This is a genomic window from Caulobacter sp. CCUG 60055, from assembly GCF_022750545.1.
In the GTDB taxonomy this organism is placed as follows: domain Bacteria; phylum Pseudomonadota; class Alphaproteobacteria; order Caulobacterales; family Caulobacteraceae; genus PUIC01.
On sequence record NZ_PUIC01000016.1, the window covers coordinates 36,413 to 59,729 of the forward strand.

Consider the following 23,317-nt stretch of genomic DNA (forward strand, 5'->3'; position numbering starts at 1 on the left):
TCAGGCCTCGCGGGTCTGCCGCCGCCACAGGGCCGCGTACTCGCCCTCGCGCGACAGCAGCTCGTCATGGGTTCCGCGTTCGACTACGCGCCCGCGCCGGACCACGACGATCTGGTCGGCGTCGGCCACGGTCGACAGGCGGTGGGCCACCACCAGGGTGGTCCGGCCCTTGCGCGCCTTGCGCAGCGCCGCCTGGATCGCCGCCTCGGTGCGGCTGTCCAGGGCGCTGGTCGCCTCGTCGAGGATCAGCACCCGGGGATCGGCCAGCAGGGCCCGCGCCAGGCCGACGCGCTGGCGCTCGCCGCCCGAGAGCTTCAGGCCCCGTTCGCCGACCAGCGCCTCCATGCCCTCAGGCAGGCCGCGGACGAAATCGCCCAGCTCGGCCGCCTCGGCCGCGGCCCAGACCTCCGCCTCCGACGCCTCGGGGCGGGCGAAGGCGATATTGGCGCGCAAGGTGTCGTTGAACAGCGCCACATCCTGCGGCACCAGGGCGATGGCCCGCCGCAGGTCGGCCTGACGGACCTCGCGCAGGTCGACGCCGTCCAGCGTCACCCGCCCCGACTGCGGGTCGATGAGACGCAGCGCCAGCCGCACCAGGGTGGTCTTGCCCGCCCCCGACGGGCCGACCAGGGCGATGGTCGAGCCGGGCTCGGCGACGAGGTCGACGTCCTCCAGCCCCTGCGAGCGGGCGCCATGCCGGAACGACACGCGCTCGAACACCACCCGCCCGCCGCGCTGGTCGGCCGGCGGCGGCAGGTCGCGCGGCGCGGCCGGATCGGCGACGTCCGGCCGTTCGCGCGACAGCTCCAGCATCGCCTCCATGTCGATGAAGGCCTGGCGGATTTCGCGATAGGCGAAGCCCAGGATGTTCAGCGGGCCGTAGAGGTTGATCAGCAGCAGCACGGCGGCGGTCACGTCGCCGGGGCCCATGCGTCCCTCGGCCGCCTCCAGCCCGGCCAGGACGGCCATCACCCCGAGCCCGACGCTCATGATCGCCGTCTGCACGGCATTGAGCAGGGCCAGCGAGGTGTTGGCCTTGATCGACGCCTGCGCGTAGTCGTCCAGCGCGGCGTCGTAGGCGCCGACCGCCCGGCGCTCGGCCCCGAAGGTCTTGACCGTCTCGTAGTTGAGCAGGGCGTCGACCGCCAGGCCGGCGGCCCGGTTGTCGGCGGCGTTCATCGCCCGGCGGTGGCCGATCCGCCAGTCGGAGATCAGGAAGGTGACGACGACATAGACCGCCACCGTGGCCACGGCGGTCAGGGCCAGCCGCCAGTCGTAGCGCTTGGAGAGCACCACGGCGGCCATGACCACCTCGAGGCCCGTGGGCCCGAGGTTGAACACCAGGCTGCGCAGCAGGAAGTCGATCGAGCGGGCGCCGCGGTCGACGGTGCGGGCCAGGGCGCCGGTGTGTTTGCCCTGGTGATAGTCGAGCGACAGCGACAGGGCGTGTTCGAAGGTCTCGGCGGCGGCGCGCCGCTGGGCCGCCTGGGCCACCGGCGCGAAGACGGCGTCCCGCGCCTGCGGCGCCGCCGCCGACAGGAAGCGCACAAACGCCCAGCCGACGGCCAGCCCGGCGAAGGCCAGCCCCACGGCCGCCGCCGCCCCGCGCCCCTCGGCCAGGCGATTGACCGCCGCGCCGAGCAGCAGGGGAGCCAGCACGCCCAGCGCCTTGCCCGCCAGGATCAGCGTCAGCGCCGCCGTCAGCCGCCAGCGCAGACCCGGCGCGCGGGAGCGCAGGACCAGCCGTCCCAGGTCGCCCAGGGCGACGCTCGCCCGCGGCTTGGCCGCCGGCGCCTGGCTCGCCTCCGCCGCCGCCGCTCGCCGCGAGGAGGGCGCGCCGCGACGAAGGCTCATTCGATCCCTTCCCGCGTCGGGGCGTCGGCGGCATAGGTGGTCTGCACGCCGCCGCCGGGGGTCATCCAGTCGATGCGCCAGCCTCCGTCGCGGCGCTGGCCGGCGTAGGGGCCGGCGGTCAGGGGCTGCGGCGGCGAGACGGCGATCTCGGCGCGGGCCTCCGCCCCCTGCCCGCCCGTCTGCACCGTGACCACGTGCCCGCCGGGAGCCACCGAGGCCGACAGCGTGATCGAGAAACGCCCCTTGGCGTCGGCGGTCCCTTCCCCGGCCTTGGCGCCGTCGAGCACCACATGCAGCGGCGCGCTGGCGCCCGCCAGACCCGAGACCACCGCGCCGCCGCCGGAATCGACGTCGACCGCGACGATGCGCGGCGCGGCCTGGGCCTCGCCGAACGGCTGGGCCCCGGCGCCCGAGCGCAGCAGCAGGGCCGTGCCCATGCCGCCCACCACCGGCGGCGGCAGCACCGCCAAGTAGCCCTCGCCCTGGGTGACGCTGTCGCCGACGGTCTGGGACAGGCCGAACAGCCGCACCGAGCCCGCGCCGGGCGCATCGAGGTTCCAGACTCCATCGGCGTTGGCGTGCGCCTCCAGGATCGTCCCATCGGGGGAACGCAACCGCACCACGGCGTCGGGCGCGGCCGCCCCGGTCAGGCCGACGCCGCCCGACGGCAGGGCGAGAATCGAGACTACCCGCGGCGGCGGCGCATAGCCCTCGGCGGCGGCCTGCGCTCCTGGGGCCGTCGCCTGCGCCTGCCGCCAGTCGGCGGCTTCGCGGCGACCGCACCCGGCGAGCGCGGCCAGCGCGCCCGCGGCGATCAGCCAATGCGCCGCGTTCCTGTCACCCATATGCCGACCCTTGAAAAGCGCCCATGAAATCTGTCTTCTAAATCGGACAACGGCGGCGCGGTCGCAAGCGCCGCCGTTTTTTTGCTCGGAGTTGAAGTTCATGGCCGTCGAATCCGCCGCCGTCGATTCGGTCTGCGTCTATTGCGGATCGTCGACCGCCGCCGATCCCGCCTATATCGAGGCCGCCCGGGCGTTCGGCGCGGCGTTGGCCGGGGCCGGCCAGCGCCTGATCTACGGCGGCGGCGGCATCGGCCTGATGGGGGCCGTCGCCCGCGGCGCGCACGAGGCCGGCGGCCGGGTGCTGGGCGTCATGCCCGAATTCCTGCTCAGCCGCGAGCGGCTGTTCAACGACGTCGAGACCGTGGTCGTGCAGTCCATGCACGAGCGCAAGATGATCATGTTCGAGAAGGCCGACGCCTTCGTGGTGCTGCCCGGCGGCATCGGCACCCTGGAGGAGATCGTCGAGCTGTTGTCCTGGCAGCGCCTGGACCTGCACCGCAAGCCGATCGTCTTCTACAGCCCCGGCGGCTTCTGGGAGCCGCTGTTCGCCCTGTTCCAGCACACCATCGACCACAAGCTGACCCCGTCGAACTTCATGCTCGGCTGGCGCTCGGTGGAGCGGGTCGAGGATATTCTGCCGACAATCGCGGCGATGGCGGCCGAAAGTCCCAACCCGGACGCCCATCCGCGCACGCCGCAGTTGACATAGTTTCAATTCCGCACGCAGTAGAGAACCATCAGCCGGATCAACCGGTGCGGGGATGGAGCGTCTTTTCATGCGTAAGTTTATCCTGGGCGTGACCTTCGCCCTGGCCGCCTCGTCGGCGGCGCTCGCCGACGAGTCCGTCGGCAGCCTCACCCTCAAGACCGCCTCCGACGCCAAGGTCATCGTCGACGGCGCGGTCTGGAAGTGCCTGGGCGAGATGTGCGCCGCGACCAACGTCAAGTCGCAGCCGCCGCTGCGGGTTTGCCAGCGCGTCGTCGCCCAGCTCGGCCAGGCCACGGCCTTCACCTTCCGCGGCAAGTCGCTGTCCGAGGCCGAGCTGGCCGAGTGCAACGCCTCGGCCAAGAAGTAGCCGAGGCTCCGGCGCCAGAGCCGGCGCGCCCGCCCGCAAGCGGCGCGCCGGCCTTCGCCTATTCCACCGACAGGCTCACCCGGTCGCGGAAGCCGTTGACGATCGGATAGCGCCGGTCGCGGCCGAAGGCCTTGCCGCCGATCTTGACGCCTGGGGCGGCCTGGCGACGCTTGTATTCGCTGGCGTAGAGCAGGCGCTGGACCTTCTCGACGATCTCGGGGGCGTAGCCGCGCGCGACGATCTCGTCGAGCGTCGCCTCCTCCTCGACCAGCCCGTGCAGGATGCCGTCCAGCTCCTCGTAGGGCGGCAGGCTGTCCTGGTCGGTCTGATCTGGGCGCAGCTCGGCCGACGGGGCCTTGACCAGGATGCGCTCGGGGATGGGCTGGTAGACGCCGCCGAACGGGGTGTTGGCGTTGCGCCATTCGGCCACGGCGTAGACGTCGGTCTTGTAGACGTCCTTGAGCACGTTGTAGCCGCCGCACATGTCGCCATAGAGGGTGGCGTAGCCGACCGCCATCTCGGACTTGTTGCCTGTGGTCATCAGCATCAGGCCGAACTTGTTCGACAGCGCCATCAAAGTGACGCCGCGGATGCGGGCCTGGATGTTCTCCTCGGTCAGGTCCGGCCGGCGGCCGGCGAACGGCCCGGCCAGCATGGCCTCGAAGGCCGCCACCGCCGGCTCGATCAGGATCTCCTCATAGGGACAGCCCAGGGTCCTGGCGCAGGCCGAGGCGTCCTCGAAACTCTCGGAGCTGGTGTAGCGCGAGGGCAGCATCACGCAGCGCACCCGCCCCGCCCCGAGCGCGTCCGCCGCCACGGCGGCGGTCAGGGCCGAGTCGATGCCGCCGGACATGCCGAGCAGCACGCCCGGGAAACCGGACTTTTCGACATAGTCGCGCAGCCCGACCACCATCGCCCGATAGATGGCCTCGGTCAGGCTGGGCCATGAGGTCTTGGGCGCCTGGACGCAGGTCCAGCCCGACGGCTTCTTCTCCCAGGTCGAGAGCGCCAGCACCTCCTCGCAGAACCCCAGGCTCATGCACACCGAACCATCGGCCTGCAAGGCGAAGCTGGCCCCCTCGAACACCAGCTCGTCCTGACCGCCGACCTGGTTGACGTAGACCAGCGGCAGGCCCGTCTCCTCGACGCGGGCCCGGGCCACGGCGATGCGCTCGTCGTCGGCGGTGCGGCGGAACGGCGAGCCGTTGGGGACCAGCAGGATCTCGGCCCCCTGGGCCTTGAGTTCGGCGCAGACGTCCGGCCGCCAGATGTCCTCGCAGACCGGTACGCCGATGGCCACGCCCTTGTAACGGAACAGCACCGTCTCGCCCGGCTCGAACACGCGCTTCTCGTCGAAGACGCCGTAGTTGGGCAGGTCGGCCTTGAAGGTCACCGCCTTGATCTCGCCGTCGGCCAGCAGCGCCGACGCGTTGCGCGGGCGACCGCCCTCTCCCGGCCAAAGAAGGCCGATGATGCAGGCGCACCCCTTCGCGGTCTCCTTGGCCAGGCGGTCCAGCGACGCCCGGCAAGCCGCCACCGCCGCCGGCTTCAGCGCCAGGTCCTCCGGGGGATAGCCGATCAGGAACAACTCCGAGAACAGGGCGATGTCGGCGCCCTGCTCGCGCGCTTCAGCCAGCAGCTTGCGGGCGAGCGCTTCGTTCTTGGTGACGGCCCCCACGGTGGGATTGGCCTGGACGGACGCGATGACGAGGCGGGTGGTCATGCTGGGAGCTTCTACGATCCTCTTTGATGCGAACGGGCGGCGGCCCTGTCAGGCCCGAACCGACTCCGCACGCCAGCCTATGGGCGGCGTCGTGCGATAGATAGGCGCCAGAACGCCAGCTTGCCCGTTCCACGCGAAAGAGATTGCAAGCGCCGCCGTCTCCCCCATATTCGCAGTTCCTGTCCAACAGCTGAAAGGAGGTGACCCAGTGTCTCATTTGTCGATCCGAGGTGCGCTGGAAATCTCCGCCGAGATCAACGATCGCGGCTGAACCCCGGCGTCCCTTGCGGGCAAATGCCGGGATGCGTGGGCGGGTCAGGCCTGACCGCTCTCGAATCTCCCGAACAGACGGAAGCCCCGGCCGCGAGGCCGGGGCTTCTTTGCATCCGGAGCCGGCCTGCGGCCGTCTCACGCCGCGGCGGGGACCTTGTCGAGGAAGCCGGTGACGGCGCTCAGGCGCCGGTCGTCCGACACCCTGGCGAAGTCGGTGCCCTCGACCACCGGGTCGACGCCGGCCGGACCCAGGGCCCAGCTGAAGCGGACCCGGTCGCCATAGCCGTCGACCGCGGTCAGGCTGAAGCGAAAGTCCGGGAACCGCGCCTGGACGCCCTGGATCATGGCGTTGATGCCGTCGTGGCCCGCCGCGCTCATCAGCGGGTCGACGTAGGTCGCGGTCTCCGTCCAGGTTCCGGCGATCAGGTCGCGGCGGCGTTCGGCGTCGGCTTCGTTCCAGGCGGCGATGTAGCGGTCGATCAGCGGGGCATGTTCGCTCATGGCGGTCTCCTGTTCGGGTTGGCGTTCGGGAGGAACGAGGCCGATCATCGGGACGCCGCCGATCCGCGTCGATTACGCGCGAGGTAATTGGATCGGACGCGCCGGCCGTCTAGCCTTGGCGGCATGATCAGCCCGCAACGCCCCGTCGGCGACCTGCTGCGCGAATGGCGCCAGCGCCGCCGCCTCAGCCAGCTCGACCTCGCCCTCGACGCCGAAATCTCGACGCGCCACCTCAGCTTCCTGGAGACCGGCCGCGCCCAACCCAGCCGCGAGATGGTGCTGCGCCTGGCCGACCAGCTGGAGGTTCCCTTGCGCGAACGCAACGCCCTGCTGACGGCCGCCGGTTTCGCCGCCATCTATCCCGAGCGCTCGCTCGACGACCCCGCCCTGTCGGCGGCCCGGCGCGCGGTCGACCTCATCCTCGCCGGCCATGCGCCCTATCCCGCCCTGGCGGTCGACCGGCGCTGGACCCTGGTCGCCGCCAACGACGCGGTCGCCCCGCTGCTCGCCGGGGCCGCGCCCGCCCTGCTCGCCGGTCCGGTCAACGTGCTGAGGCTCACCCTGCACCCCGACGGACTGGCGCCGCGCATCGCCAACTATCACGAATGGCGCGAGCACCTGCTGGAACGGCTGCGCGGCCAGATCGAGGCCTCGGCCGACGCCGAGCTGACGGCGCTGCGCGACGAACTGGCCGCCTATCCGGCGCCGGTGTCCGCCGGCGCGGCGCGCGGGCGCGAGATCGACTATGGCGGCGTGGCCACGCCCTTCCAGCTGGTCACCGAGGCCGGCCTCCTGTCGTTCATCGGAACGACGACCATCTTCGGCACCCCGGTCGACGTGACGCTGTCGGAGCTGGCGCTGGAGACTTTCTTTCCCGCCGACGCGGCCACGGCGGAGACGTTGAGGCGGCTTGCCTGACGGCGGGGAAGCCGGGCCAAATCGCCGCCCGTTCCGCACAAGGCCGCAGCATGGACGCCGTCTATCGCATCGAGGGCTCGACCGCCCGCACCAGCCATCTCGCCGCCGGCCCGTGGGACCGAACGATGCAGCACGGCGCGGCCCCCGCCTCGCTGATCGCCTGGGCCGCCGAGCGGATCGAGACGCCGGCGCCGATGCGCATCGCCCGTCTGACCGCCGACCTGCTGCGCCCCGTCCCCATAGCGCCGCTCGACATCAAGTCCGAGGTGGTCCGCCAGGGACGCAAGATCCAGCTCTGCGCGATCAGCCTTTCGGCCGGCGGCGTCGAGGTCGCGCGCGGCTCGGTGCTGAAGATCCGCGAACAGACGGCGGACCTGCCGCCGGACGCCGCCGGCCCGCCGCTCGACCTGCCTGAACCCGAAGCCGGGCTGGCGACCGGCTCGTCCAGCGGCGACGACTTCTATGCGGGCATGTCGGCGCGGGTGGTCAGGGGCGGCTTCGGCGCGCCGGGACCGGCGGCGATCTGGTTCCGCGTCGACCGGCCGATCGTCGAGGGCCAGCCGATCTCCGCCGCGATGCGCGCGGTCGTCGCCGCCGACTTCTGCAACGGCGCCTCGGCCGTGCTGCCCTTCGCGGAATGGACCTTCATGAACGCCGACCTGACGGTCAGCCTGGCCAGGCCGCCGGTCGGGGACTGGGTGCTGCTGGACGCCGAGACCTGGGCGGGCCCGGCCGGATCGGGCCTGGCCTTCGCGCGGCTGGCCGACCGCCGCGGCTATTTCGGCCGCGCCATCCAGAGCCTGGTCATAGAGCCGCGCTGATCCAGGCGCCCGCCTCGTCCTCGGCCAGAAGCGCCAGCAGGGCCTCGCCGGCCCGGCTGGGATAGCGTTCGCGATGACGCAGCAGGTGGAACGGCCGCGCCGGGGGCTCCACGGGCAGGCGACGCAGCATGCCCGACCGCAGGGCCGGCTCGACCGCCAGCTCGGACAGCCCTGTCACCCCGCCGCCGGCCATCACCGCCGAGCGCACCGCCTCGTTGGACGGCAGCTCCAGCACCACGTTCAGGCGGGCCGGATCGACGCCGAGGCGGCGCAGGGCGTCCTCAAGCTCCGACCGCGTGCCCGAGCCGGGCTCGCGCAGCACCCAGTCGGCCTCGGCCAGGTCCTTGGCCGACACCTGCGCCTGCGACGCCAGGGGCCGGCCCGGGGCGACTAGCAGGGCCAGCCGGTCCGAGCCGATGCGCCGGTGTGACAGGGCCGGCTCGTCGACCGCCCCCTCGGCGAAGCCCAGCTCGGCGGAACCCTCCAGCACCGCCCGGGCCACTTGGGCGGTGTTGCCGACGCTCATGCGCAGCTCGATCTGGGGATAGGCCTGGCGGAAGCGGACCAGGCGCGGCGGCAGCCAGTAGCTGGCCACCGTCTGGCTGGCGGCCAGCGTCACCACGCCCCGTCTGAGGCCGGACAGGTCCTCCAGCGCCTGGGCGGCGGCGTCGGCCCGGGCCAGCACCGACCTGGCCTCAGGCAGGAAGGCGGCGCCGGCAGCCGACAGCGCAAGGCCCCGGCCGACCCGGTCGAACAGGCGCGCGCCGTAGCGGGCCTCCAGCGCCGCCACCGCCGCGCTGGCCGCCGACTGGGTGAGGTTCAGGGCCTCCGCGGCCCGGGTCATGTGCTGGCGTTCGGCCACGGCCACGAAAACGCGGAGCTGTTCGAGTGTCATCAACGGGCGCCTTTCGCCGCCAGACTGGAGCAATCCGGTCCGCGCCAAAAGGCCCCTCGCCCGCCGCGCCGGTTCAGCCGGCCAGCTTCACCAGCGCCAGGCTGAAGCCCGAGATGAACAGCCACGCCGCCGCGCCCAGCAGCAGGGGCCGCAAGCCCTTGGCCCTCAGCTTGCGCACATCGGTCTCCAGTCCCATCGCCGCCAGCGCCGCCGACAGCAGGAAGGTGGTCGCGGCCACGGCCACGGCCTTCGCACCCGGGGGGATGGGGACGACGCTGTTGATCCCGACCATGGCGATGAAGCCGATGACGAACCACGGCGTCGGCGGCGCCTTGCGCGCGCCGCCCGCCGCCGGCCCGCCCCGGCGGCGGGCGGCCAGGAAGCCGAGGCCGATGACCATCGGCGCCAGCATCATCACCCGCGTCAGCTTGGCCATGGTCCCGAAGTCGCCCGCCGCCTTGCCTGGCTGGTAGGCGGCCGCGACGACCTGGGCGATCTCGTGGATGGAGGCCCCCGTCCACAGCCCGTAGGCGCGCGGATCGAGGTGCAGGAGGCCGGGCAGCAGCGGATAGAGCGCCATGGACAGCGACCCGAACACCGTGACGCAGGCCACGGCGTAGGCGACGTCCTCGTCCGGAGCCTCGGCGACGGTGTTGACGGCGATCACCGCCGAGGCGCCGCAGATCGAGGTGCCGGCGGCGATCAGCTGGGCCAGCTTGCGGTCGACGCCCATCAGCCGGCCGGCCGCGACGGTGAACGCGAAGGTCGCGATCAGGACCGCGGCGATGATCGCCACGCCGACCGCGCCGACCTGGACCACCTGCGCGGCGGTGAGCTGCAGGCCCAGAAGGATGATCGCCAGCCGCAGCAGGCGACGCATCGAGAACGCGATCCCCGGACCGGCCCAGGCCGGCGCGCCGACGGTGTTGCGCAAGCCGATCCCGATCAGGATGGCCAGGATCATCGGGCTGAGCGCCCCGAGGAACGGCGCCTGATGCAGGCCGTAGGCGGCGGCGGCGATGGCGGCGGCGAGCGCAACGCCGGGCGCCGCGTCGCCGAGCATGGACGGCCGCGCGGCGGCGGCCCTGGAGGTGTCAGTCATTGGTGTTCGGCCCTTCTGACGTCATTGTCAGGACCGAGGACCGGCAAATCCAATTCATTATACGATCGAAACCAATCGATCAGATCGATTGATTATCAACGATCATCTAGCGATTGACGAGCCCGTTCCGGCTGGCGCTAATGCCGTCGGCCGCGCCAGACGGCCTTGGTCATTCCGGGAGAACGCCATGAAAGCCGCCGTGTTGCGCCAGGTGGGAACGCCGCTGCAGATCGAAGACGTCCAGATCGGCAAGCCGGGCCCGCACGAGGTCCTGATCCGCACGGCCGCCGCCGGCGTCTGCCATTCCGACCTGCACTTCGTCGAAGGCTCCTATCCCTACCCCCTGCCGGCGGTGCTCGGCCACGAGAGCGCCGGCGTCGTCGAGCAGGTCGGCTCGGAAGTCAGGACCGTTAAGCCCGGCGACCATGTCATCACCTGCCTGTCGGCGTTCTGCGGCCACTGCGAGCACTGCCTCACCGGCCACATGTCGCTGTGCGAGAGCCCCGACACCAAGCGCCAGAAGGGCCAGGAGCCGCGCTTGACCGAGGCCGCCGGCAACATGAACCAGTTCCTGAACCTGTCCTCGTTCGCCGAGCAGATGCTGATCCACGAGCACGCCTGCACGGCGATCCGCAAGGACATGCCGCTGGACGTCGCCGCGCTGATCGGCTGCTCGGTGACCACCGGGGTCGGGGCAGTGATCCACACCTCGCACGTGCGGCCGGGCGAGACGGTGGCGGTCATCGGCTGCGGCGGCGTCGGCCTATCGGCGATCAACGGGGCGGCGATCGCCGGCGCCGGCCGGATCATCGCCATCGACCGCATCGGCTCCAAGCTGAACCTGGCCAAGCACTTCGGCGCCACCGACGTGGTCGACGCCAGCGCCGGCGACCCGGTCGAGCAGGTGAAGGAACTGACCAAGGGCGGCGTGCACCACAGCTTCGAGGCCATCGGCCTGAAGGTCACCGCCGAACAGGCCTTCCGCATGCTGCGCCGGGGCGGCACGGCCAACATCATCGGCATGATCCCCGTGGGCACCAAGATCGAACTGCACGGCCCCGATTTCCTGGGCGAGAAGCGCATCCAGGGCTCGATGATGGGCTCCAACCGCTTCCCGATCGACATGCCCCGCTTCGTCGACTTCTACATGTCGGGCAAGCTCAAGCTGGACGAGATGATCTCGCGGCGGATCAAGCTGGAACAGGTCAACGAGGCCTTCGACGAACTGAAGCGCGGCGAACTGGCCCGCTCGGTGATCGTCTTCGACCACTAGGCTCCCGGCCGACGCCCGGCCAGGCCGGGCGACAAGCGACATGCGGATCGACTCGATCCAAGGCCGGCGGCTTCTCACCGCCGGCCTTAAATTTAGGTAATATTGCCAAATAATTGAAGGTGAGGACTGGTTATGGCCCGCAACCTTTGATTTATTGCCGCCGCGCCAGTTCGGCGGAGTTGTAGGGTAAGATTATGGCGTTAAAGAGTCTGGACGAACGCGACGTTAAGCTGCTGGCCTTGCTTCAACGTGACGCCACCACGTCCCTGGCCGAGATGGCCGAAGAGGTGTCCCTCTCGCAAACCCCCGCCTGGCGACGCCTGCAGAGATTGCTGGAGGACGGCTTTGTCCGCACCCGGGTCGCCCTGCTCGACCGACGCAAGCTGAACGTGGCCGTGACGGTGTTCGTCCGCGTCCGCGCCGGCCGCCATTCCGCCAACTGGCTGGAGGCCTTCAAGGAGGCCATCGCTGAAATCCCTGAAGTTCTAGAGGCTTACCGGATGAGCGGCGACGTCGACTATCTGCTCAAGATCGCGGTCCCCAGCATCGACGCCTATGACGACGTCTATCGCCGCCTGATCGAACTGGCCGAGTTCGTGGACGTCAATTCCGGCTTCGTCATGGAAGAACTGAAAGCGACCACCGAAATCCCCCTGAGCTACGTATAACCAGAATTCACTTTTGCAGATTTGGCAAATTTTAGAATTTACTTCTCAATCAAAGAGTGAACGCGCCAAACATCGCGAGCCGTTTTCAAGCGAAACGCGGCATGCTCATCGGACTTCCGATCATGCGAGAAGCCGATGAGCGACCGCCTCAACCCCGCCCGCCTGTTCGTCGAACATCCGCGTTCGGTCGGCGAGACCTATGCGCAGCACATGCGGTCGGCCTTCGGCTTCGGCGCCGCGATGATCGGGGCCGGCCTGGCCTGCCTCGTTCACGGCCTGCTGCCGTTCCTTTTCGTCAGGACGGGCAGTCGTCAGATTACGGTGTTGCACGAAAGAATGGTTGCGGGGCGGGCTAAACGCTTGCGCTGACAAGCCGACGACGATAGAGCGCCACACCTCCTGTGGCGGCCGCGCCACAGCTCGCCTCCCTTCGTCGGTCCCGGACTAGGCGCCGCCGCCAGCGCGGCCTATCTGCCTTTCCGCACGGACTTGGGGGGAGTTCGAGTCCCATCGCGTTTGAAAGGTTCAGCGCCCATGAAGACCCTCTCCCTCCTGCTCGGCGCCAGCGCCGGGGCCGCCGCTCTCGTGCTGGCCGCCGCTCCCGCCCAGGCCGGCGGCTTCTATCTGCAAGAACAGTCCGTCAAGGGCACCGGCCGCGCCTATTCGGGCGAAGTCGCCGACACCGGCGCCGAGTCGCTGTGGTGGAACCCGGCCTCGATCGCCCGCATCCCGACCCAGGGCGAAGTCTATGTCGGCGTCAATCTGGTCAAGGTGAACGCCGACGTGAACAACGCCGGCTCGACCGCCACCTACGGCCCGGGCGTCACCGTCCCGGTCGGCGGCGCCGACCGCGCCATCAACCCGGTCAACACCGGCGTCCTGCCCAACTTCGCCGTGGCCTACCGCCTCAACGACCGCTTCACGGTCGGCGTCGCCGCCACCTCGCCGTTCAACTTCACCACCAACTACAAGGGCTCCGACTGGACCCGCTACGAGGGCCTGAAGTCGCGCCTGAACAATGTCGACCTCGGCCTGTCGGGCGCCATGAAGGTCACCGACTGGCTCGACCTCGGCCTGGGCGTCGACGCCTCGTACATGGACTCGACCCTGACCTCGGCGGTCACCGTCTCGCCGCTGCTGCCCGACGGTCGCGAATCCCTGACCGGCGACGGCTGGGACTTCGGCTGGAACGTCGGCGCCCAGGTGCACACCGCCGACAACCGCCTCAGCGTCGGCGCGTCCTACCGCTCGGCCATCGAACATGAGCTGGACGGCCAGGTGGCCATTTCCGGCCTCGTCGGCCCGGCGGCCGGCGCCAACTTCAGCACCGGCGGCAAGGCCAAGTTCACCACGCCGTGGATCGCCACCCTGGGCGCGCGCTACGCCGCCACCGACAAGCTGACCCTGAACGCCCAGGTCCAGCGCATCGGCTGGAGCGAGTTCGACGCCATCGTCGTGACCATCCCCGGCAAGACCCTGCCGACGGTCGAGAACTACAAGGACACCACCACCGTCGCCGTCGGCTTCGACTACAAGGCCGCGCCGCAATGGACGGTGCGCGCCGGCGTCCAGTACGACCCGACCCCGACCAACGACAACTTCCGCGACCCGCGCGTTCCGGACGGCGACCGCTGGGACTATGCGGCCGGCGCCAGCTGGGAGTTCCAGCCGGGCCGCACCGCCGACTTCGGCATCCAGTACATCAACTTCGAAGACAGCAAGATCCACAACGACACCGTCACCCCGACCGGCGTGCCGGTGTCGCTGCGCGGCGATGTCTCCGGCCACGCCCTGGTGCTGTCCGGCGGCCTGCGCTGGCAGTTCTGAGGCTGAGCTTCGACCTCTGACGGCGGCCCCCTGCGCAAGCGGGGGGCCGTTCGCTTTTGGGCCGGGTCGCAATCGGCGGAATCTTCGCTAAATAGGGGATATGACCGCCCCGACCTCTCCCCGCCCCGTCCGCTGCGCCATCATCGGTTCGGGCCCCGCCGGCTATACGGCCGCCATCTACGCCGCCCGCGCCCTGCTCAAGCCGGTGCTGATCAGCGGCATCCAGCCTGGCGGCCAACTGACCATCACCACCGACGTCGAGAACTATCCAGGCTTCGCCGACGTGATCCAGGGCCCCTGGCTGATGGACCAGATGCGCGCCCAGGCCGAGCATGTCGGCGCCGAGTTCGTCAACGACGTGGTGGTCTCGGCCGACCTGTCCAGGCGGCCGTTCCTCATCACCTGCGATTCCGGAGCGACCTTCGAGGCCGAGACCGTGATCATCGCCACCGGCGCCCAGGCCAAGTGGCTGGGCCTGGAGACCGAGCAGAAGTTCCAGGGCTTCGGCGTCTCGGCCTGCGCCACCTGCGACGGCTTCTTCTATCGCGGCAAGGAGGTCGTGGTGGTCGGCGGCGGCAACACCGCCGTCGAGGAAGCCCTCTTCCTCACCAACTTCGCCAGCAAGGTCACCGTCGTCCATCGCCGGAACGAGTTCCGCGCCGAGAAGATCCTGCAGGAGCGCCTGTTCGCCCACGACAAGATCGAGGTGGTCTGGGACAACGCCATCGACGAGGTGATCGGCGACAGCGATCCGCTGGGCGTCACCGGCGTGCGGCTCAAGAACGTCAAGACCGGCGAGACGCGCCAGATCGCCTGCGACGGCGTGTTCATCGCCATCGGCCACGCCCCGGCCTCGGAGCTGTTCAAGGGCCAGCTGGAGATGGATTCCAGCGGCTATCTCAAGGTCAAGGCCGGGTCGGCCTCCACCGCCATCGCAGGCGTCTACGCCGCCGGCGACGTCACCGACGACGTCTACCGCCAGGCGGTCACCGCCGCCGGCATGGGCTGCATGGCGGCGCTGGAGGCCGCGCGCTTCCTGGCCGAGGAAGACCATCGCAAGACCCACCATCCGATCAGCCACGCCGAGGCCGCCAAGATCGGAGCCTGGTGACCCGCCTCAGGGGTTCGGCGGCGTCGAAGGCGGCGGCTGAGCCGGGCCCGGCGCCGGGGCGGCCCGCTGCGCCTCCAGCCTGCCTAGCGATTCATTGATCGCCTTGACCTCGTCCGGCGTCGGGGCGCGCCGCGTCGGCTGGATGGTCCCGGCGACCCGGGCCTTGACGGCGCCGGTGGTCGGATCGGCGACGGTGTAGGTCTTCACCTCGCCGCCGACGGCCAGGGTGAAGGTGCGCGGCTTGCCCACCTGCGGCACCACCACCGAGGCGTTGGGCGTGCGGGCGTCGCCGCCGGTGAGGACGGAATCGGGAATCTTCATCTCGTCGCCGCCATAGCGGCCGGTGAAGGCGGCCAGCGTCCCGTCGGGGCCGGTCATGCGGAAGAAGATGTGTGCGCCGATCTGGCGCAGCTTGACCAGGGTCGGGCTCCAGTACGGGAAGACGTAGGCGGCGTAATAGTGGGTCGAGACGCCGACCGGGGCGAAGACCCGCCCGGCCAGCGCACGCTTGGCCGCGCCCTCCGCGCGGCGCCAGGCCTCCGCCGCCACGCCCCGCGCCAGCGAGCCGTCGCAGGTGAACGAGAACTGGCAGCCGGTCTGGGCCTTGGCGCCCTGGTAGACCACGCCGCAGATGGTCTTCGGAAAGCCCGGATGGCGGACCCGGTTCAGCACCACCTGGGCGACCGCCGCCTGCCCGTCGTCGCTTTCCTGGGCCGCCTCGAAATATACCGCCTGGGTGAGACAGTGCTGCGCCCTCGCCCGGTTGGCCGCGTCGCCGCTGAGCACGAAGGGCCGGGCCGGCTCGATGGCCAGGGGCGATGGCGGGATCAGGGCGTTGATGCGCCGCGCCGCGTCCCAGGACAGGTCGTGGAAGCCGAGGCTGGGCAGGCGGGCGAGATCGTAGCGCGGCCACCCCCTCGGCCCGGGGGGCGTCCAGCGTTCGCGGGCGGCGGCGCGCCTGGAGATGGCCGCGCCGCCCGTCGACTGTCCCTCGGCCAGCCTGTCCAACACCCCGTCCGACCAATCGCCGCGCGCGATCAGGGCCACCCGGCGAGGGGTCTGGTCCACAGGCGCGCGGCCGGCCTTGACCCAGGCGTCGACGGCCAGTCCGCCCGCCCCCACGCAAGCGGCGAGCGCCCCCAGCACAAGCGGCCAATGACGGCGCAGGCGCGCGCGCAGCACGCCGAGGCCGAGCGCGAGCCCGGCCGCGGCGCCGGCCGCCTGCGCGGTGGCGTCGTGACGCGAAGCCTCCAGGTCGTCCGCCTATTTGCCGCCCAGCGTCGCGCGCAGCATCCAGGCATGCTTCTCGTGGGCGGTGAACCGCTCGGTCAGCAGGTCCATGGTCGCCTGGTCGCCAGCCGCCTCGGCCGCCGGGAACGCCGCCCGCGCCGTGGCGCACACCGCCTCGTGGTCGCGCATCAGCTCGGACACCATGTCCTCCCAACCCTTTTCCGGGTCGCCGTCCTTGATGCCGGTCAGGTTGGCGAAGGCCGAATAGCTCTGCGGGGCGAGTTCGCCCAGCGCCCGGATGCGCTCGGCCAGCTCGTCCAGCGCCGCCCATTGCTCCTGGTACTGCCCCTCGAACAGCACATGCAGGGACTGGAAGTTGGGTCCGCGGACATTCCAGTGGTAGCCGTGGGTCTTCAGATAGAGGGCGTAGGTGTCGGCCAGGAGCTTGGACAGGCCCGCCGCGATCGCCGCGCGGTCCTTCGCCGAAAATCCGGTGTCGATCTTAACGGCCATTCGGGAATCTCCTGTGTGGGTCCATTTAATTAGGCTCGTTCATGCAGGTGACAAGCCAGCGACAGAAAGCGCGACGGCCGCCACCAGGTTCCCGCAAGGCGATCGCCCATCGACCGGTTCGCGCCTTCAGAGGACTCCGACCGCGAACACCCCCCAAAGCGCTATCAACACGACATTGCTGAGCGCGAAGGCGACGAGGCGATGGGTGACCCCGTTATAGGTGATATGTATGACGCTATGGACGGCGCGCAGGGCGACATAGGCCCAGGCCAGGACAAGGGCGGCCAGGCTCACCCCGCCGGTCACGTAGAACATCAGGCAGACCGGGAAAAACAGGGTCGGCAGTTCCAGCAGGTTCATGTAGTTGCGATTGGGAAGGGCGACTTCGGCCGGTACGCGCGCCGACTCGCCGAGGCGGAAATCGTCAGGCGTGATCTTCCCGCCGAACACGGCGCGAAAGCGGCGGATGGGGATGATCCCCAGCACCGCGAAGGTCAGCAGCGCCATCGCCACCATGGGCGCGAAAATCAGATTCTGGTTCATCGTCCCCTCCAGGCGAAGACGCGCCCCCGCCATTTCCCCGATACGCCGACGATACCGCCTCTGAAGCGTCCGGCGAATGGAAGACGATCGCCCCCTGCTTGGCACAGCCTCGGGGAGCGGCTCGCGGCCTCGCACCGCCGACGTCCCCGGAACCCGCGCCCGGAAAACCTCGCACAATTCGTGATCGGAATATCGAATCTGGCCCCTTCCCACGGCCCGGCGGCGGGTCTATATGAGATACACCCTTTTGCTCATATTTAGCATAAGGGAGGCGCCGGCGGCCTCGACAAGCGGTCGGCGTTTTTCAGGGACCCTTAAATGCTCAGTTTGAGCATAAAGAGGTTTGAGATGGCCGACGGTTTCTCTCCTTTCGACTTCACCCCTGAGGTCGAGGCCGCGACCCACCCGCTGTGGGAAAAGGTCAAGGACAAGGTCACCCCGCTGGAATGGCGCGTCCACGCGCCGTTGATCGCGGCGATCAACGATCTGAAAAAGCAGAAGAACGCGGTCATCCTCGCCCACAACTACATGACGCCGGAAATCTTCCACGGCGTCGGCGACTATGTCGGCGACAGCCTGGGCCTGGCCCGCGAGGCGGCCCGGTCTGACGCGGCGATCATCGTCCAGGCGGGCGTGCACTTCATGGCCGAGACCTCCAAGGTGCTGGCCCCGGACAAGAAGGTGCTGATCCCCGACCTGCAGGCCGGCTGCAGCCTGGCCTCCTCGATCACCGGCGACGACGTGCGCCTGATCAAGCAACGCTATCCCGGCCTGCCGGTGGTCACCTACGTCAACACCACCGCCGACGTGAAGGCCGAGACCGACGTCTGCTGCACCAGCGCCAACGCCGTGCAGGTGGTCGAGCATGTAGCCAAGGAATGGGGCGTAGACCGGGTGATCCTGATCCCCGACGAATTCCTGGCCCGCAACGTCGCCCGCCAGACCGACGTCAAGATCATCGCCTGGAAGGGTCGTTGCGAGGTGCACGAGCGCTTCACCGCCCAGGACATCCTCGACCTCAAGGAAGCCTATCCCAACGCCGAGGTGCTGGCCCACCCCGAGTGCCCGGCCGAGGTGCTGGAGGTGTCGGACTTCGCCGGCTCGACGGCGGCGATGAACGACTATGTGATCAAGCGCAAGCCCAGGCAGGTGGTGCTGATCACCGAATGCTCGATGGCCGACAACGTCGCATGCGACGCACCCGACACCGAGTTCGTCCGCCCCTGCAACCTGTGCCCGCACATGAAGCGGATCACCCTGCAGAACATCTACGACGCCCTGCTCAACGAGCAGTTCGAGGTGACCGTCGACGAGGCGGTGGCCGAACGCGCCCGTCTGGCGGTGCAGCGGATGATCGACATGCCGCCGGCCGACAAGCCGGCGCGCTACGACCTGGTCAAGGCCCGCCACCACGTGGACGTCGAGTTGATCTGAGGCTTGGAGCCGGGGCTCGCGCCCCGCCTTCCGGCGCTGGAGCGTTTCATGCCAGACCGCATTCTCCATGACGGCGTGCTGATCGTCGGCGCCGGCCTCGCCGGCCTCAGCGCCGCCCTGGCCGCCGCGCCGCGCAAGGCCCTGGTCCTGTCGGCCGCCCCCCTGCTGAAAGGCTGCTCCAGCGCCTGGGCCCAGGGCGGCATGGCCGCCGCGCTGGGAGCCGACGACGATCCGGCCCTGCACGCCGCCGACACCATCGCGGCCGGCGCCGGCCTGTGCGATCCCGAGGCGACGGCGCTGCTGACCCTGGAAGGCCCCGAGGCCGTGCGCCGGCTGGCCGATCTCGGCGCCCCGTTCGACCGGCGCGGCGACGGCGCCTTCGCCCAGAGCCTGGAAGCGGCCCACAGCCGCGCCCGCGTGGCGCGGGTGAAAGGCGACCAGGCCGGCCGCGCCATCATGGAGGCCGTGGTCGCCCGCGCCATGGCCTCGTCCCTGATCTCGATCCGCCCCGACGCCCGCGTCCGCGCCCTGATCCAGGACGAGACCGGCCGCGTTCGCGGCGCGCTGGTCGAAACCGCCGGCCGGCTGACCGAAATCCTCGCCCCCGCCGTCGTCCTGGCCAGCGGCGGCCTGGGCGGGCTCTACGCGGTGACCACCAATCCGCCGGAGATCCGCGGCGAGGGCATGGCCCTGGCCGCCCTCGCCGGCGCCAGCATCGCCGATCCCGAGTTCGTGCAGTTCCACCCCACCGCCATCGACGTCGGCCGCGACCCCGCGCCCTTGGCCACGGAGGCCCTGCGCGGCGAGGGCGCCGTGCTGATCGACGCGGCCGGCGATCCGTTCATGGCCCGCTACGACGCCCGGGCCGAACTCGCCCCCCGCGACATCGTCGCCCGCGCCATCCACGACCAGCGCCTGCACGGCCTGGGCGCCTTCCTCGACGCCCGCGCGGCGGTCGGCCAGCACTTCCCCGAAGAGTTCCCGGCCGTGTTCGCCGCCTGCATGAGCGCCGGCGTCGACCCGCGCGTCCAGCCGATCCCGGTGGCGCCGGCGGCGCACTACCACATGGGCGGCGTGGTCACCGACATCGACGGCCGCACCAGCCTGCCCGGCCTGTGGGCGGCGGGCGAATGCGCCTCGACCGGCGTCCACGGCGCCAACCGGCTGGCCTCGAACTCGCTGCTGGAGGCGACGGTGTTCGGCGGGCGCGCCGGGCGGGCCGCCGCCGCCGCGACCGCCGCCGAGGCGCGCCTCGTCCCCGCCGTCGCCGCCCCCGCCCTGCCGGACCCCGCCCTGCAAAGGCTGCGCGGCGCGATGAGCCGCGACGCCGGCGTGGCCCGCGACGCCGCCGGGCTGGAGCGCTTGCTGGGCGAAATCGCCGTGCTGGAGGCCCAGCACGGCCGAGCCCTGCCCCTGGTCGCCGCCGCCCTGGTCGCCGAGGCCGCCCTGGCCCGCCAGGAAAGCCGGGGCGGCCACTTCCGCCTCGACTTCCCCCAGACCAGCGACACGCCGCGGCGCACGATCCTGCCGCGCGGCGCGGCCCGCCCCGCCGAACGCGCCGCCTGATCCCATTTCCCGCCCCGAGAGTCCAAGATGATCGCGCCCCTCCCCGACGCCCTGATCGACCCCGTCGTCCGCGCCGCCCTGGCCGAGGACCTGGGCCGGGCCGGAGACGTCACCGCGGCGGCCTGCGTGCCGGCCGAGGCGCGGCTGTCCGTCGCCTTCGCCGTGCGGCGGGCTGGGGTGGTCTCGGGCCTCGACTGCGCGCGCCTCGCCCTGGCCGCCCTCGACCCGGCCATCCGCTTTACCCAGGTCCTGTCGGACGGCGACGCGGCGACGGCGGGCGCGGTCCTGGCCCATGCCGAAGGCGGCGCCCGGGCCATCCTGTCGGCCGAGCGCACCGCGCTCAACCTGCTGGGGCGGCTGTCGGGCGTCGCCAGCCTCACCGCCGCCTACGTCAAGGCCGTCGAGGGGACCCGCGCGCGCATCGTCGACACCCGCAAGACCACGCCGGGCCTGCGGGCCCTGGAGAAGTACGCCGTGCGCTGCGGCGGCGGCGTCAACCACCGCTTCGGCCTGGACGACGCCATCCTCATCAAGGACAACCACGTCGCCGCCTGCGGCGGCGTCGCCGAGGCGGTTCGCCGGGCCAAGGCCGCGGCCGGACACCTGATGAAGGTCGAGGTCGAGGTCGACAGCCTCGCCCAACTGGACGAGGCCCTGCCCTACGCGCCCGACGTGGTGATGCTGGACAATTTCAGCCTGGACGACCTGCGCGAGGCCGTGCGTCGCGTCGGCGGGGCGGTGACGCTGGAGGCGTCAGGCGGCGTCAATCTTCAGACCGTGCGGGCCATCGCCGAGACCGGGGTCGACGTCATCAGCGTCGGCGCGCTCACGCACTCGGCGCCGGCTCTGGACGTGGGGCTCGACGCGCTCTGATCTGGGACTGCAGCCAGGCCTGCACCGGCTGGTCCGCATAGCGGTCGAAGGCGTAGGCCACGGCCAGGGCCAGGGGGAAGCCGGTCGCCCACATCACCCACTGCACGCCCAGAGGGATGGGCGTGACGGTGATCAGGTGGTGCAGGGCGCCGTAGAGAATGGCCCCCGTCAGCGCGTGGGTGAGGAACAGCGAGAACGACAGCTTGGCCCCCCACTCCATGGTCGCCGACGGCCGGGCGACGGGGCGGCTGCCGCAGGCCAGGATGATCGCGGCGATCGCGAAGATGCTGGCGGTGTCGAAACGGCCGAGGATCTGGAGACCGACCAGCAGCGCGCCGGCGCTCCAGCCCAGGACCTTGGCGGCCTTGGCGCTCAGGGGCGAGGCGGTGGTCACCCTGGCGAGCGCCATGCCGACCACGAACAGCGGCACGGCGCGCAGGACGCCCTGGTGGAAGGGGATGTCGTACAGCGGCCGCGCCAGGATCTGGCGATAGAGCTGGTCGGCGCCGACCAGCAGCGCCAGGGCCACGCCCAGCACCAGCCAGGCGCTGCGCACCTTGGCCTGGCCGCGCCAGACCAGCGGGAAGACGGCGTAGCACACCGCCAGGGCCGACAGCGACCAGGTCGGCATGTTCCAGCCGTCGCCGCCCTCGAAACCCCAGGCCGAGATCAACGGAGCCTGCATCAGGAAGGCGGTCCAGCGGTACTGCTCGGGATGGATCGAGGGCAGATCGACCGCCTCGGCCAGCAGCACGAAGACGGCGAAACAGCCGAGCATCATCAGGTGGCCAGGCCAGATCCGCGTCAGCCGGCGGCGCAGGAACTCCGGGCCCGACACCGTCCCGGCGGCGACGCCGCGCCCGTAGGCCCGGCCCAGCACATAGCCCGACAGCATCAGGAAAAAGTCGGTGGCCAGGTATCCGCGCGCGAACACCGGATGGAACAGCCACAGGCGGACCGGCGCCTCGGCGCCGAAGTGATAGAGCACGATCAGGAACGACGCCAGGAAACGCAGGGCGTCCAGGGCCCCGCCGCGAACCATCGCGGACGGGCGGGCGCCCTTGAGCGCGGAACTCGCGGGCGCGGGATAGGAACTCACCACTTCCATCGGGTCTCAGCCGTTGCAGCGACTCTCATAACGTGACTGCTCCTGACCGGTTTCCAAGACGATGCGTCGGCGCAGGCGAGGCTTCTCCTGCGACCAAATCGCGGCGAGGTGATGTCCGGGTCTTCGCCGGCTTGAAACGCCCGCCGGGCGATCCGGCGCCCGCGAGCGGGTTCGACGCTGGGGTCCGGCGATGGGACCGGCTCGGCATATCCATGGGAATCCCCGGAATCAAGACCGGCGACGCGAAGACGTCTCGCCTCCATATACGGCGGAGCGGCGGTCTTCCGGCGCTCCGCCGCGGCGAAAAGTCCGACCGGCCTTGCGATCCGAAGCCCGCGATCTATCTGTAACTACAACTGACACCATTCCTGGTACCGCCGATGCCCGCCAGCCGCATGCCCGCCCTCTTCCTTGGCCACGGTTCGCCGATGAACGCCATCGAGGACAACCCATTTCGTCGCGGCTGGGCGCAGGCGGCGGCTGAACTGCCGCGCCCGCGGGCGATCCTGTGCGTCTCCGCCCACTGGGAGACGCGGGGCCTGGGGGTGACCGGGTCCGAGCAGCCCCCGACCATCCACGACTTCTACGGCTTCCCCCAGGCGCTGTTCGACGTGCGCTACCCAGCGCCGGGAGCGCCCTGGCTGGCCGAACGGGCGGCGGCCCTGCTCGCCCCGCGCGCCGTGGCGGTCGATCCCGAACGCGGCCTCGACCACGGCGCCTGGGCCGTGCTGCGCGCCATGTATCCCAAGGCCGACGTGCCGATCGTGCAGCTGAGCCTCGACCGCAACCGCTCGGCGGCGGAGCACTACGCCCTCGGCCGGGCCCTGCGCCCCCTGCGCGACGAGGGCGTGCTGATCGTCGGGTCGGGCGACATCGTCCACAATCTGCGGGCGGCCGATTTCCGCAAGCCGGACGCGCCCGACTGGGCCGTGCGGTTCAACGACGAGGCCAAGCGCCTGATCGCCGCCCACGACCACCAGCCGCTGATCGACTACGCCACGCTCGGCGACGACGCCCTGTGGTCGATCAACAGCGCCGAGCACTATCTGCCCCTGCTCTACGTGCTGGCCCAGCAGGACGCGGGCGACGCGGTCAGCCTGTTCAACGACGCCGTCGTCGCCGCCATCTCGATGACCTCGATCCGGATCGGCTGAACCGGCGGG

Annotated in this window: 23 protein-coding genes; 13 read left to right on the plus strand and 10 right to left on the minus strand. The window is 70.7% G+C overall.

Annotated features, from left to right (window positions below):
* On the minus strand, positions 1-1,935 hold the full coding sequence (locus tag C5708_RS17565) for an ABC transporter ATP-binding protein/permease (protein WP_242923403.1): 1,935 nt from the start codon (positions 1,933-1,935) through the stop codon (positions 1-3).
* Positions 1,851-2,699: an Ig-like domain-containing protein gene (locus tag C5708_RS17570; protein ID WP_242923415.1), complete on the minus strand. Its 849-nt coding sequence runs from the start codon at positions 2,697-2,699 to the stop codon at positions 1,851-1,853. The genes C5708_RS17565 and C5708_RS17570 overlap by 85 nt, the downstream gene beginning before the upstream one ends.
* Positions 2,700-2,799: 100 nt before the next feature.
* Here C5708_RS17570 and C5708_RS17575 point away from each other — a divergent pair, with 100 nt between their 5' ends.
* Both C5708_RS17575 and C5708_RS17580 read left to right on the plus strand, forming a co-directional pair.
* On the plus strand, positions 2,800-3,408 hold the full coding sequence (locus C5708_RS17575; protein WP_242923111.1) for a TIGR00730 family Rossman fold protein: 609 nt from the start codon (positions 2,800-2,802) through the stop codon (positions 3,406-3,408).
* Positions 3,409-3,475: 67 nt separating this feature from the next.
* Positions 3,476-3,775 carry a hypothetical protein gene (locus C5708_RS17580; RefSeq protein ID WP_242923112.1) on the plus strand — a complete coding sequence of 100 codons (300 nt, stop codon included), beginning with the start codon at positions 3,476-3,478 and terminating at the stop codon, positions 3,773-3,775.
* Between the two features lie 58 nt (positions 3,776-3,833).
* Here the strand turns inward: C5708_RS17580 and C5708_RS17585 are convergent, their stop codons facing one another.
* Together C5708_RS17585 and C5708_RS17590 are read right to left on the minus strand one after the other, a co-directional pair.
* The gene (locus tag C5708_RS17585; RefSeq protein WP_242923113.1) at positions 3,834-5,498 is read right to left on the minus strand and encodes an NAD+ synthase; all 1,665 of its coding nucleotides are present in this window, start codon (positions 5,496-5,498) and stop codon (positions 3,834-3,836) included.
* Between the two features lie 408 nt (positions 5,499-5,906).
* Positions 5,907-6,272 (minus strand): nuclear transport factor 2 family protein, encoded by a 366-nt coding sequence (locus tag C5708_RS17590; RefSeq protein ID WP_242923114.1) that lies wholly within the window; start codon positions 6,270-6,272, stop codon positions 5,907-5,909.
* A 123-nt stretch (positions 6,273-6,395) separates the two neighbouring features.
* On the opposite strand from C5708_RS17590, the gene C5708_RS17595 reads away from it, so the two are divergent.
* Positions 6,396-7,190, plus strand: coding sequence for a helix-turn-helix transcriptional regulator (locus C5708_RS17595; protein ID WP_242923115.1), 795 nt, complete (start codon positions 6,396-6,398; stop codon positions 7,188-7,190).
* 50 nt (positions 7,191-7,240) lie between these two features.
* On the plus strand, positions 7,241-8,011 hold the full coding sequence (locus C5708_RS17600; protein ID WP_242923116.1) for a thioesterase family protein: 771 nt from the start codon (positions 7,241-7,243) through the stop codon (positions 8,009-8,011).
* Here C5708_RS17600 and C5708_RS17605 read toward each other — a convergent pair.
* On the minus strand, positions 7,995-8,906 hold the full coding sequence (locus C5708_RS17605; protein WP_242923117.1) for a LysR family transcriptional regulator: 912 nt from the start codon (positions 8,904-8,906) through the stop codon (positions 7,995-7,997). The two genes, C5708_RS17600 and C5708_RS17605, sit on opposite strands and share 17 nt — an antisense overlap.
* A 73-nt stretch (positions 8,907-8,979) precedes the next feature.
* Entirely contained in the window at positions 8,980-10,008 is a 1,029-nt protein-coding gene (locus C5708_RS17610) for a putative sulfate exporter family transporter (protein ID WP_242923118.1), read from the minus strand.
* A 187-nt stretch (positions 10,009-10,195) separates the two neighbouring features.
* Between C5708_RS17610 and C5708_RS17615 the strand changes: the two genes are divergently transcribed.
* The 5 genes from C5708_RS17615 to trxB all read left to right on the plus strand — a co-directional run bounded on the left by C5708_RS17615 (position 10,196) and on the right by trxB (position 14,887).
* Positions 10,196-11,281, plus strand: coding sequence for a Zn-dependent alcohol dehydrogenase (locus C5708_RS17615; RefSeq protein ID WP_242923119.1), 1,086 nt, complete (start codon positions 10,196-10,198; stop codon positions 11,279-11,281).
* A gap of 194 nt (positions 11,282-11,475) precedes the next feature.
* The gene (locus C5708_RS17620) at positions 11,476-11,949 is read left to right on the plus strand and encodes an Lrp/AsnC family transcriptional regulator (RefSeq protein WP_242923121.1); all 474 of its coding nucleotides are present in this window, start codon (positions 11,476-11,478) and stop codon (positions 11,947-11,949) included.
* 135 nt (positions 11,950-12,084) lie between these two features.
* Positions 12,085-12,318 (plus strand): DUF6356 family protein, encoded by a 234-nt coding sequence (locus C5708_RS17625; protein ID WP_242923123.1) that lies wholly within the window; start codon positions 12,085-12,087, stop codon positions 12,316-12,318.
* 165 nt (positions 12,319-12,483) lie between these two features.
* Positions 12,484-13,776, plus strand: a complete 1,293-nt coding sequence (locus tag C5708_RS17630; RefSeq protein ID WP_242923125.1) for an outer membrane protein transport protein — start codon at positions 12,484-12,486, stop codon at positions 13,774-13,776.
* Between the two features lie 100 nt (positions 13,777-13,876).
* Positions 13,877-14,887 carry a thioredoxin-disulfide reductase gene (gene trxB, locus C5708_RS17635; protein ID WP_242923127.1) on the plus strand — a complete coding sequence of 337 codons (1,011 nt, stop codon included), beginning with the start codon at positions 13,877-13,879 and terminating at the stop codon, positions 14,885-14,887.
* Positions 14,888-14,893: 6 nt separating this feature from the next.
* Here the strand turns inward: trxB and C5708_RS17640 are convergent, their stop codons facing one another.
* The 3 genes from C5708_RS17640 to C5708_RS17650 all read right to left on the minus strand — a co-directional run bounded on the left by C5708_RS17640 (position 14,894) and on the right by C5708_RS17650 (position 17,173).
* The gene (locus C5708_RS17640; RefSeq protein WP_242923128.1) at positions 14,894-16,069 is read right to left on the minus strand and encodes a cell wall hydrolase; all 1,176 of its coding nucleotides are present in this window, start codon (positions 16,067-16,069) and stop codon (positions 14,894-14,896) included.
* Positions 16,070-16,150: 81 nt separating this feature from the next.
* Positions 16,151-16,630, minus strand: a complete 480-nt coding sequence (locus C5708_RS17645; protein ID WP_242923130.1) for a Dps family protein — start codon at positions 16,628-16,630, stop codon at positions 16,151-16,153.
* A 126-nt stretch (positions 16,631-16,756) separates the two neighbouring features.
* Positions 16,757-17,173, minus strand: a complete 417-nt coding sequence (locus tag C5708_RS17650; protein WP_242923132.1) for an MAPEG family protein — start codon at positions 17,171-17,173, stop codon at positions 16,757-16,759.
* A gap of 348 nt (positions 17,174-17,521) precedes the next feature.
* Here C5708_RS17650 and nadA point away from each other — a divergent pair, with 348 nt between their 5' ends.
* From nadA to nadC, 3 genes are read left to right on the plus strand one after another with little or no spacing between them, the layout of a single operon-like run.
* Positions 17,522-18,607, plus strand: a complete 1,086-nt coding sequence (gene nadA / locus C5708_RS17655; RefSeq protein ID WP_242923134.1) for a quinolinate synthase NadA — start codon at positions 17,522-17,524, stop codon at positions 18,605-18,607.
* 48 nt (positions 18,608-18,655) lie between these two features.
* Positions 18,656-20,173, plus strand: coding sequence for an L-aspartate oxidase (locus C5708_RS17660; RefSeq protein ID WP_242923136.1), 1,518 nt, complete (start codon positions 18,656-18,658; stop codon positions 20,171-20,173).
* A 27-nt stretch (positions 20,174-20,200) separates the two neighbouring features.
* Complete coding sequence (nadC, locus tag C5708_RS17665; RefSeq protein ID WP_242923137.1) at positions 20,201-21,046, plus strand: carboxylating nicotinate-nucleotide diphosphorylase; 846 nt, start codon at positions 20,201-20,203, stop codon at positions 21,044-21,046.
* On the opposite strand, the gene C5708_RS17670 is transcribed toward nadC, so the two are convergent.
* Complete coding sequence (locus tag C5708_RS17670; RefSeq protein WP_242923138.1) at positions 21,000-22,145, minus strand: acyltransferase; 1,146 nt, start codon at positions 22,143-22,145, stop codon at positions 21,000-21,002. The two genes, nadC and C5708_RS17670, sit on opposite strands and share 47 nt — an antisense overlap.
* A gap of 404 nt (positions 22,146-22,549) precedes the next feature.
* On the opposite strand from C5708_RS17670, the gene ygiD reads away from it, so the two are divergent.
* Complete coding sequence (gene ygiD, locus C5708_RS17675; RefSeq protein ID WP_242923139.1) at positions 22,550-23,308, plus strand: 4,5-DOPA dioxygenase extradiol; 759 nt, start codon at positions 22,550-22,552, stop codon at positions 23,306-23,308.
* Positions 23,309-23,317 lie beyond the last annotated feature (9 nt).

What these genes read in the sequence shown, in the direction of transcription:
- C5708_RS17570 (WP_242923415.1), bottom strand. Translation starts at nt 2,699, where the DNA reads ATGGGTGACAGGAACGCGGCGCATTGGCTGATCGCCGCGGGCGCGCTG.
- C5708_RS17575 (WP_242923111.1), top strand. Translation starts at nt 2,800, where the DNA reads ATGGCCGTCGAATCCGCCGCCGTCGATTCGGTCTGCGTCTATTGCGGA.
- C5708_RS17580 (WP_242923112.1), top strand. Translation starts at nt 3,476, where the DNA reads ATGCGTAAGTTTATCCTGGGCGTGACCTTCGCCCTGGCCGCCTCGTCG.
- C5708_RS17585 (WP_242923113.1), bottom strand. Translation starts at nt 5,498, where the DNA reads ATGACCACCCGCCTCGTCATCGCGTCCGTCCAGGCCAATCCCACCGTG.
- C5708_RS17590 (WP_242923114.1), bottom strand. Translation starts at nt 6,272, where the DNA reads ATGAGCGAACATGCCCCGCTGATCGACCGCTACATCGCCGCCTGGAAC.
- C5708_RS17595 (WP_242923115.1), top strand. Translation starts at nt 6,396, where the DNA reads ATGATCAGCCCGCAACGCCCCGTCGGCGACCTGCTGCGCGAATGGCGC.
- C5708_RS17600 (WP_242923116.1), top strand. Translation starts at nt 7,241, where the DNA reads ATGGACGCCGTCTATCGCATCGAGGGCTCGACCGCCCGCACCAGCCAT.
- C5708_RS17605 (WP_242923117.1), bottom strand. Translation starts at nt 8,906, where the DNA reads ATGACACTCGAACAGCTCCGCGTTTTCGTGGCCGTGGCCGAACGCCAG.
- C5708_RS17610 (WP_242923118.1), bottom strand. Translation starts at nt 10,008, where the DNA reads ATGACTGACACCTCCAGGGCCGCCGCCGCGCGGCCGTCCATGCTCGGC.
- C5708_RS17615 (WP_242923119.1), top strand. Translation starts at nt 10,196, where the DNA reads ATGAAAGCCGCCGTGTTGCGCCAGGTGGGAACGCCGCTGCAGATCGAA.
- C5708_RS17620 (WP_242923121.1), top strand. Translation starts at nt 11,476, where the DNA reads ATGGCGTTAAAGAGTCTGGACGAACGCGACGTTAAGCTGCTGGCCTTG.
- C5708_RS17625 (WP_242923123.1), top strand. Translation starts at nt 12,085, where the DNA reads ATGAGCGACCGCCTCAACCCCGCCCGCCTGTTCGTCGAACATCCGCGT.
- C5708_RS17630 (WP_242923125.1), top strand. Translation starts at nt 12,484, where the DNA reads ATGAAGACCCTCTCCCTCCTGCTCGGCGCCAGCGCCGGGGCCGCCGCT.
- trxB (WP_242923127.1), top strand. Translation starts at nt 13,877, where the DNA reads ATGACCGCCCCGACCTCTCCCCGCCCCGTCCGCTGCGCCATCATCGGT.
- C5708_RS17645 (WP_242923130.1), bottom strand. Translation starts at nt 16,630, where the DNA reads ATGGCCGTTAAGATCGACACCGGATTTTCGGCGAAGGACCGCGCGGCG.
- C5708_RS17650 (WP_242923132.1), bottom strand. Translation starts at nt 17,173, where the DNA reads ATGAACCAGAATCTGATTTTCGCGCCCATGGTGGCGATGGCGCTGCTG.
- nadA (WP_242923134.1), top strand. Translation starts at nt 17,522, where the DNA reads ATGGCCGACGGTTTCTCTCCTTTCGACTTCACCCCTGAGGTCGAGGCC.
- C5708_RS17660 (WP_242923136.1), top strand. Translation starts at nt 18,656, where the DNA reads ATGCCAGACCGCATTCTCCATGACGGCGTGCTGATCGTCGGCGCCGGC.
- nadC (WP_242923137.1), top strand. Translation starts at nt 20,201, where the DNA reads ATGATCGCGCCCCTCCCCGACGCCCTGATCGACCCCGTCGTCCGCGCC.
- ygiD (WP_242923139.1), top strand. Translation starts at nt 22,550, where the DNA reads ATGCCCGCCCTCTTCCTTGGCCACGGTTCGCCGATGAACGCCATCGAG.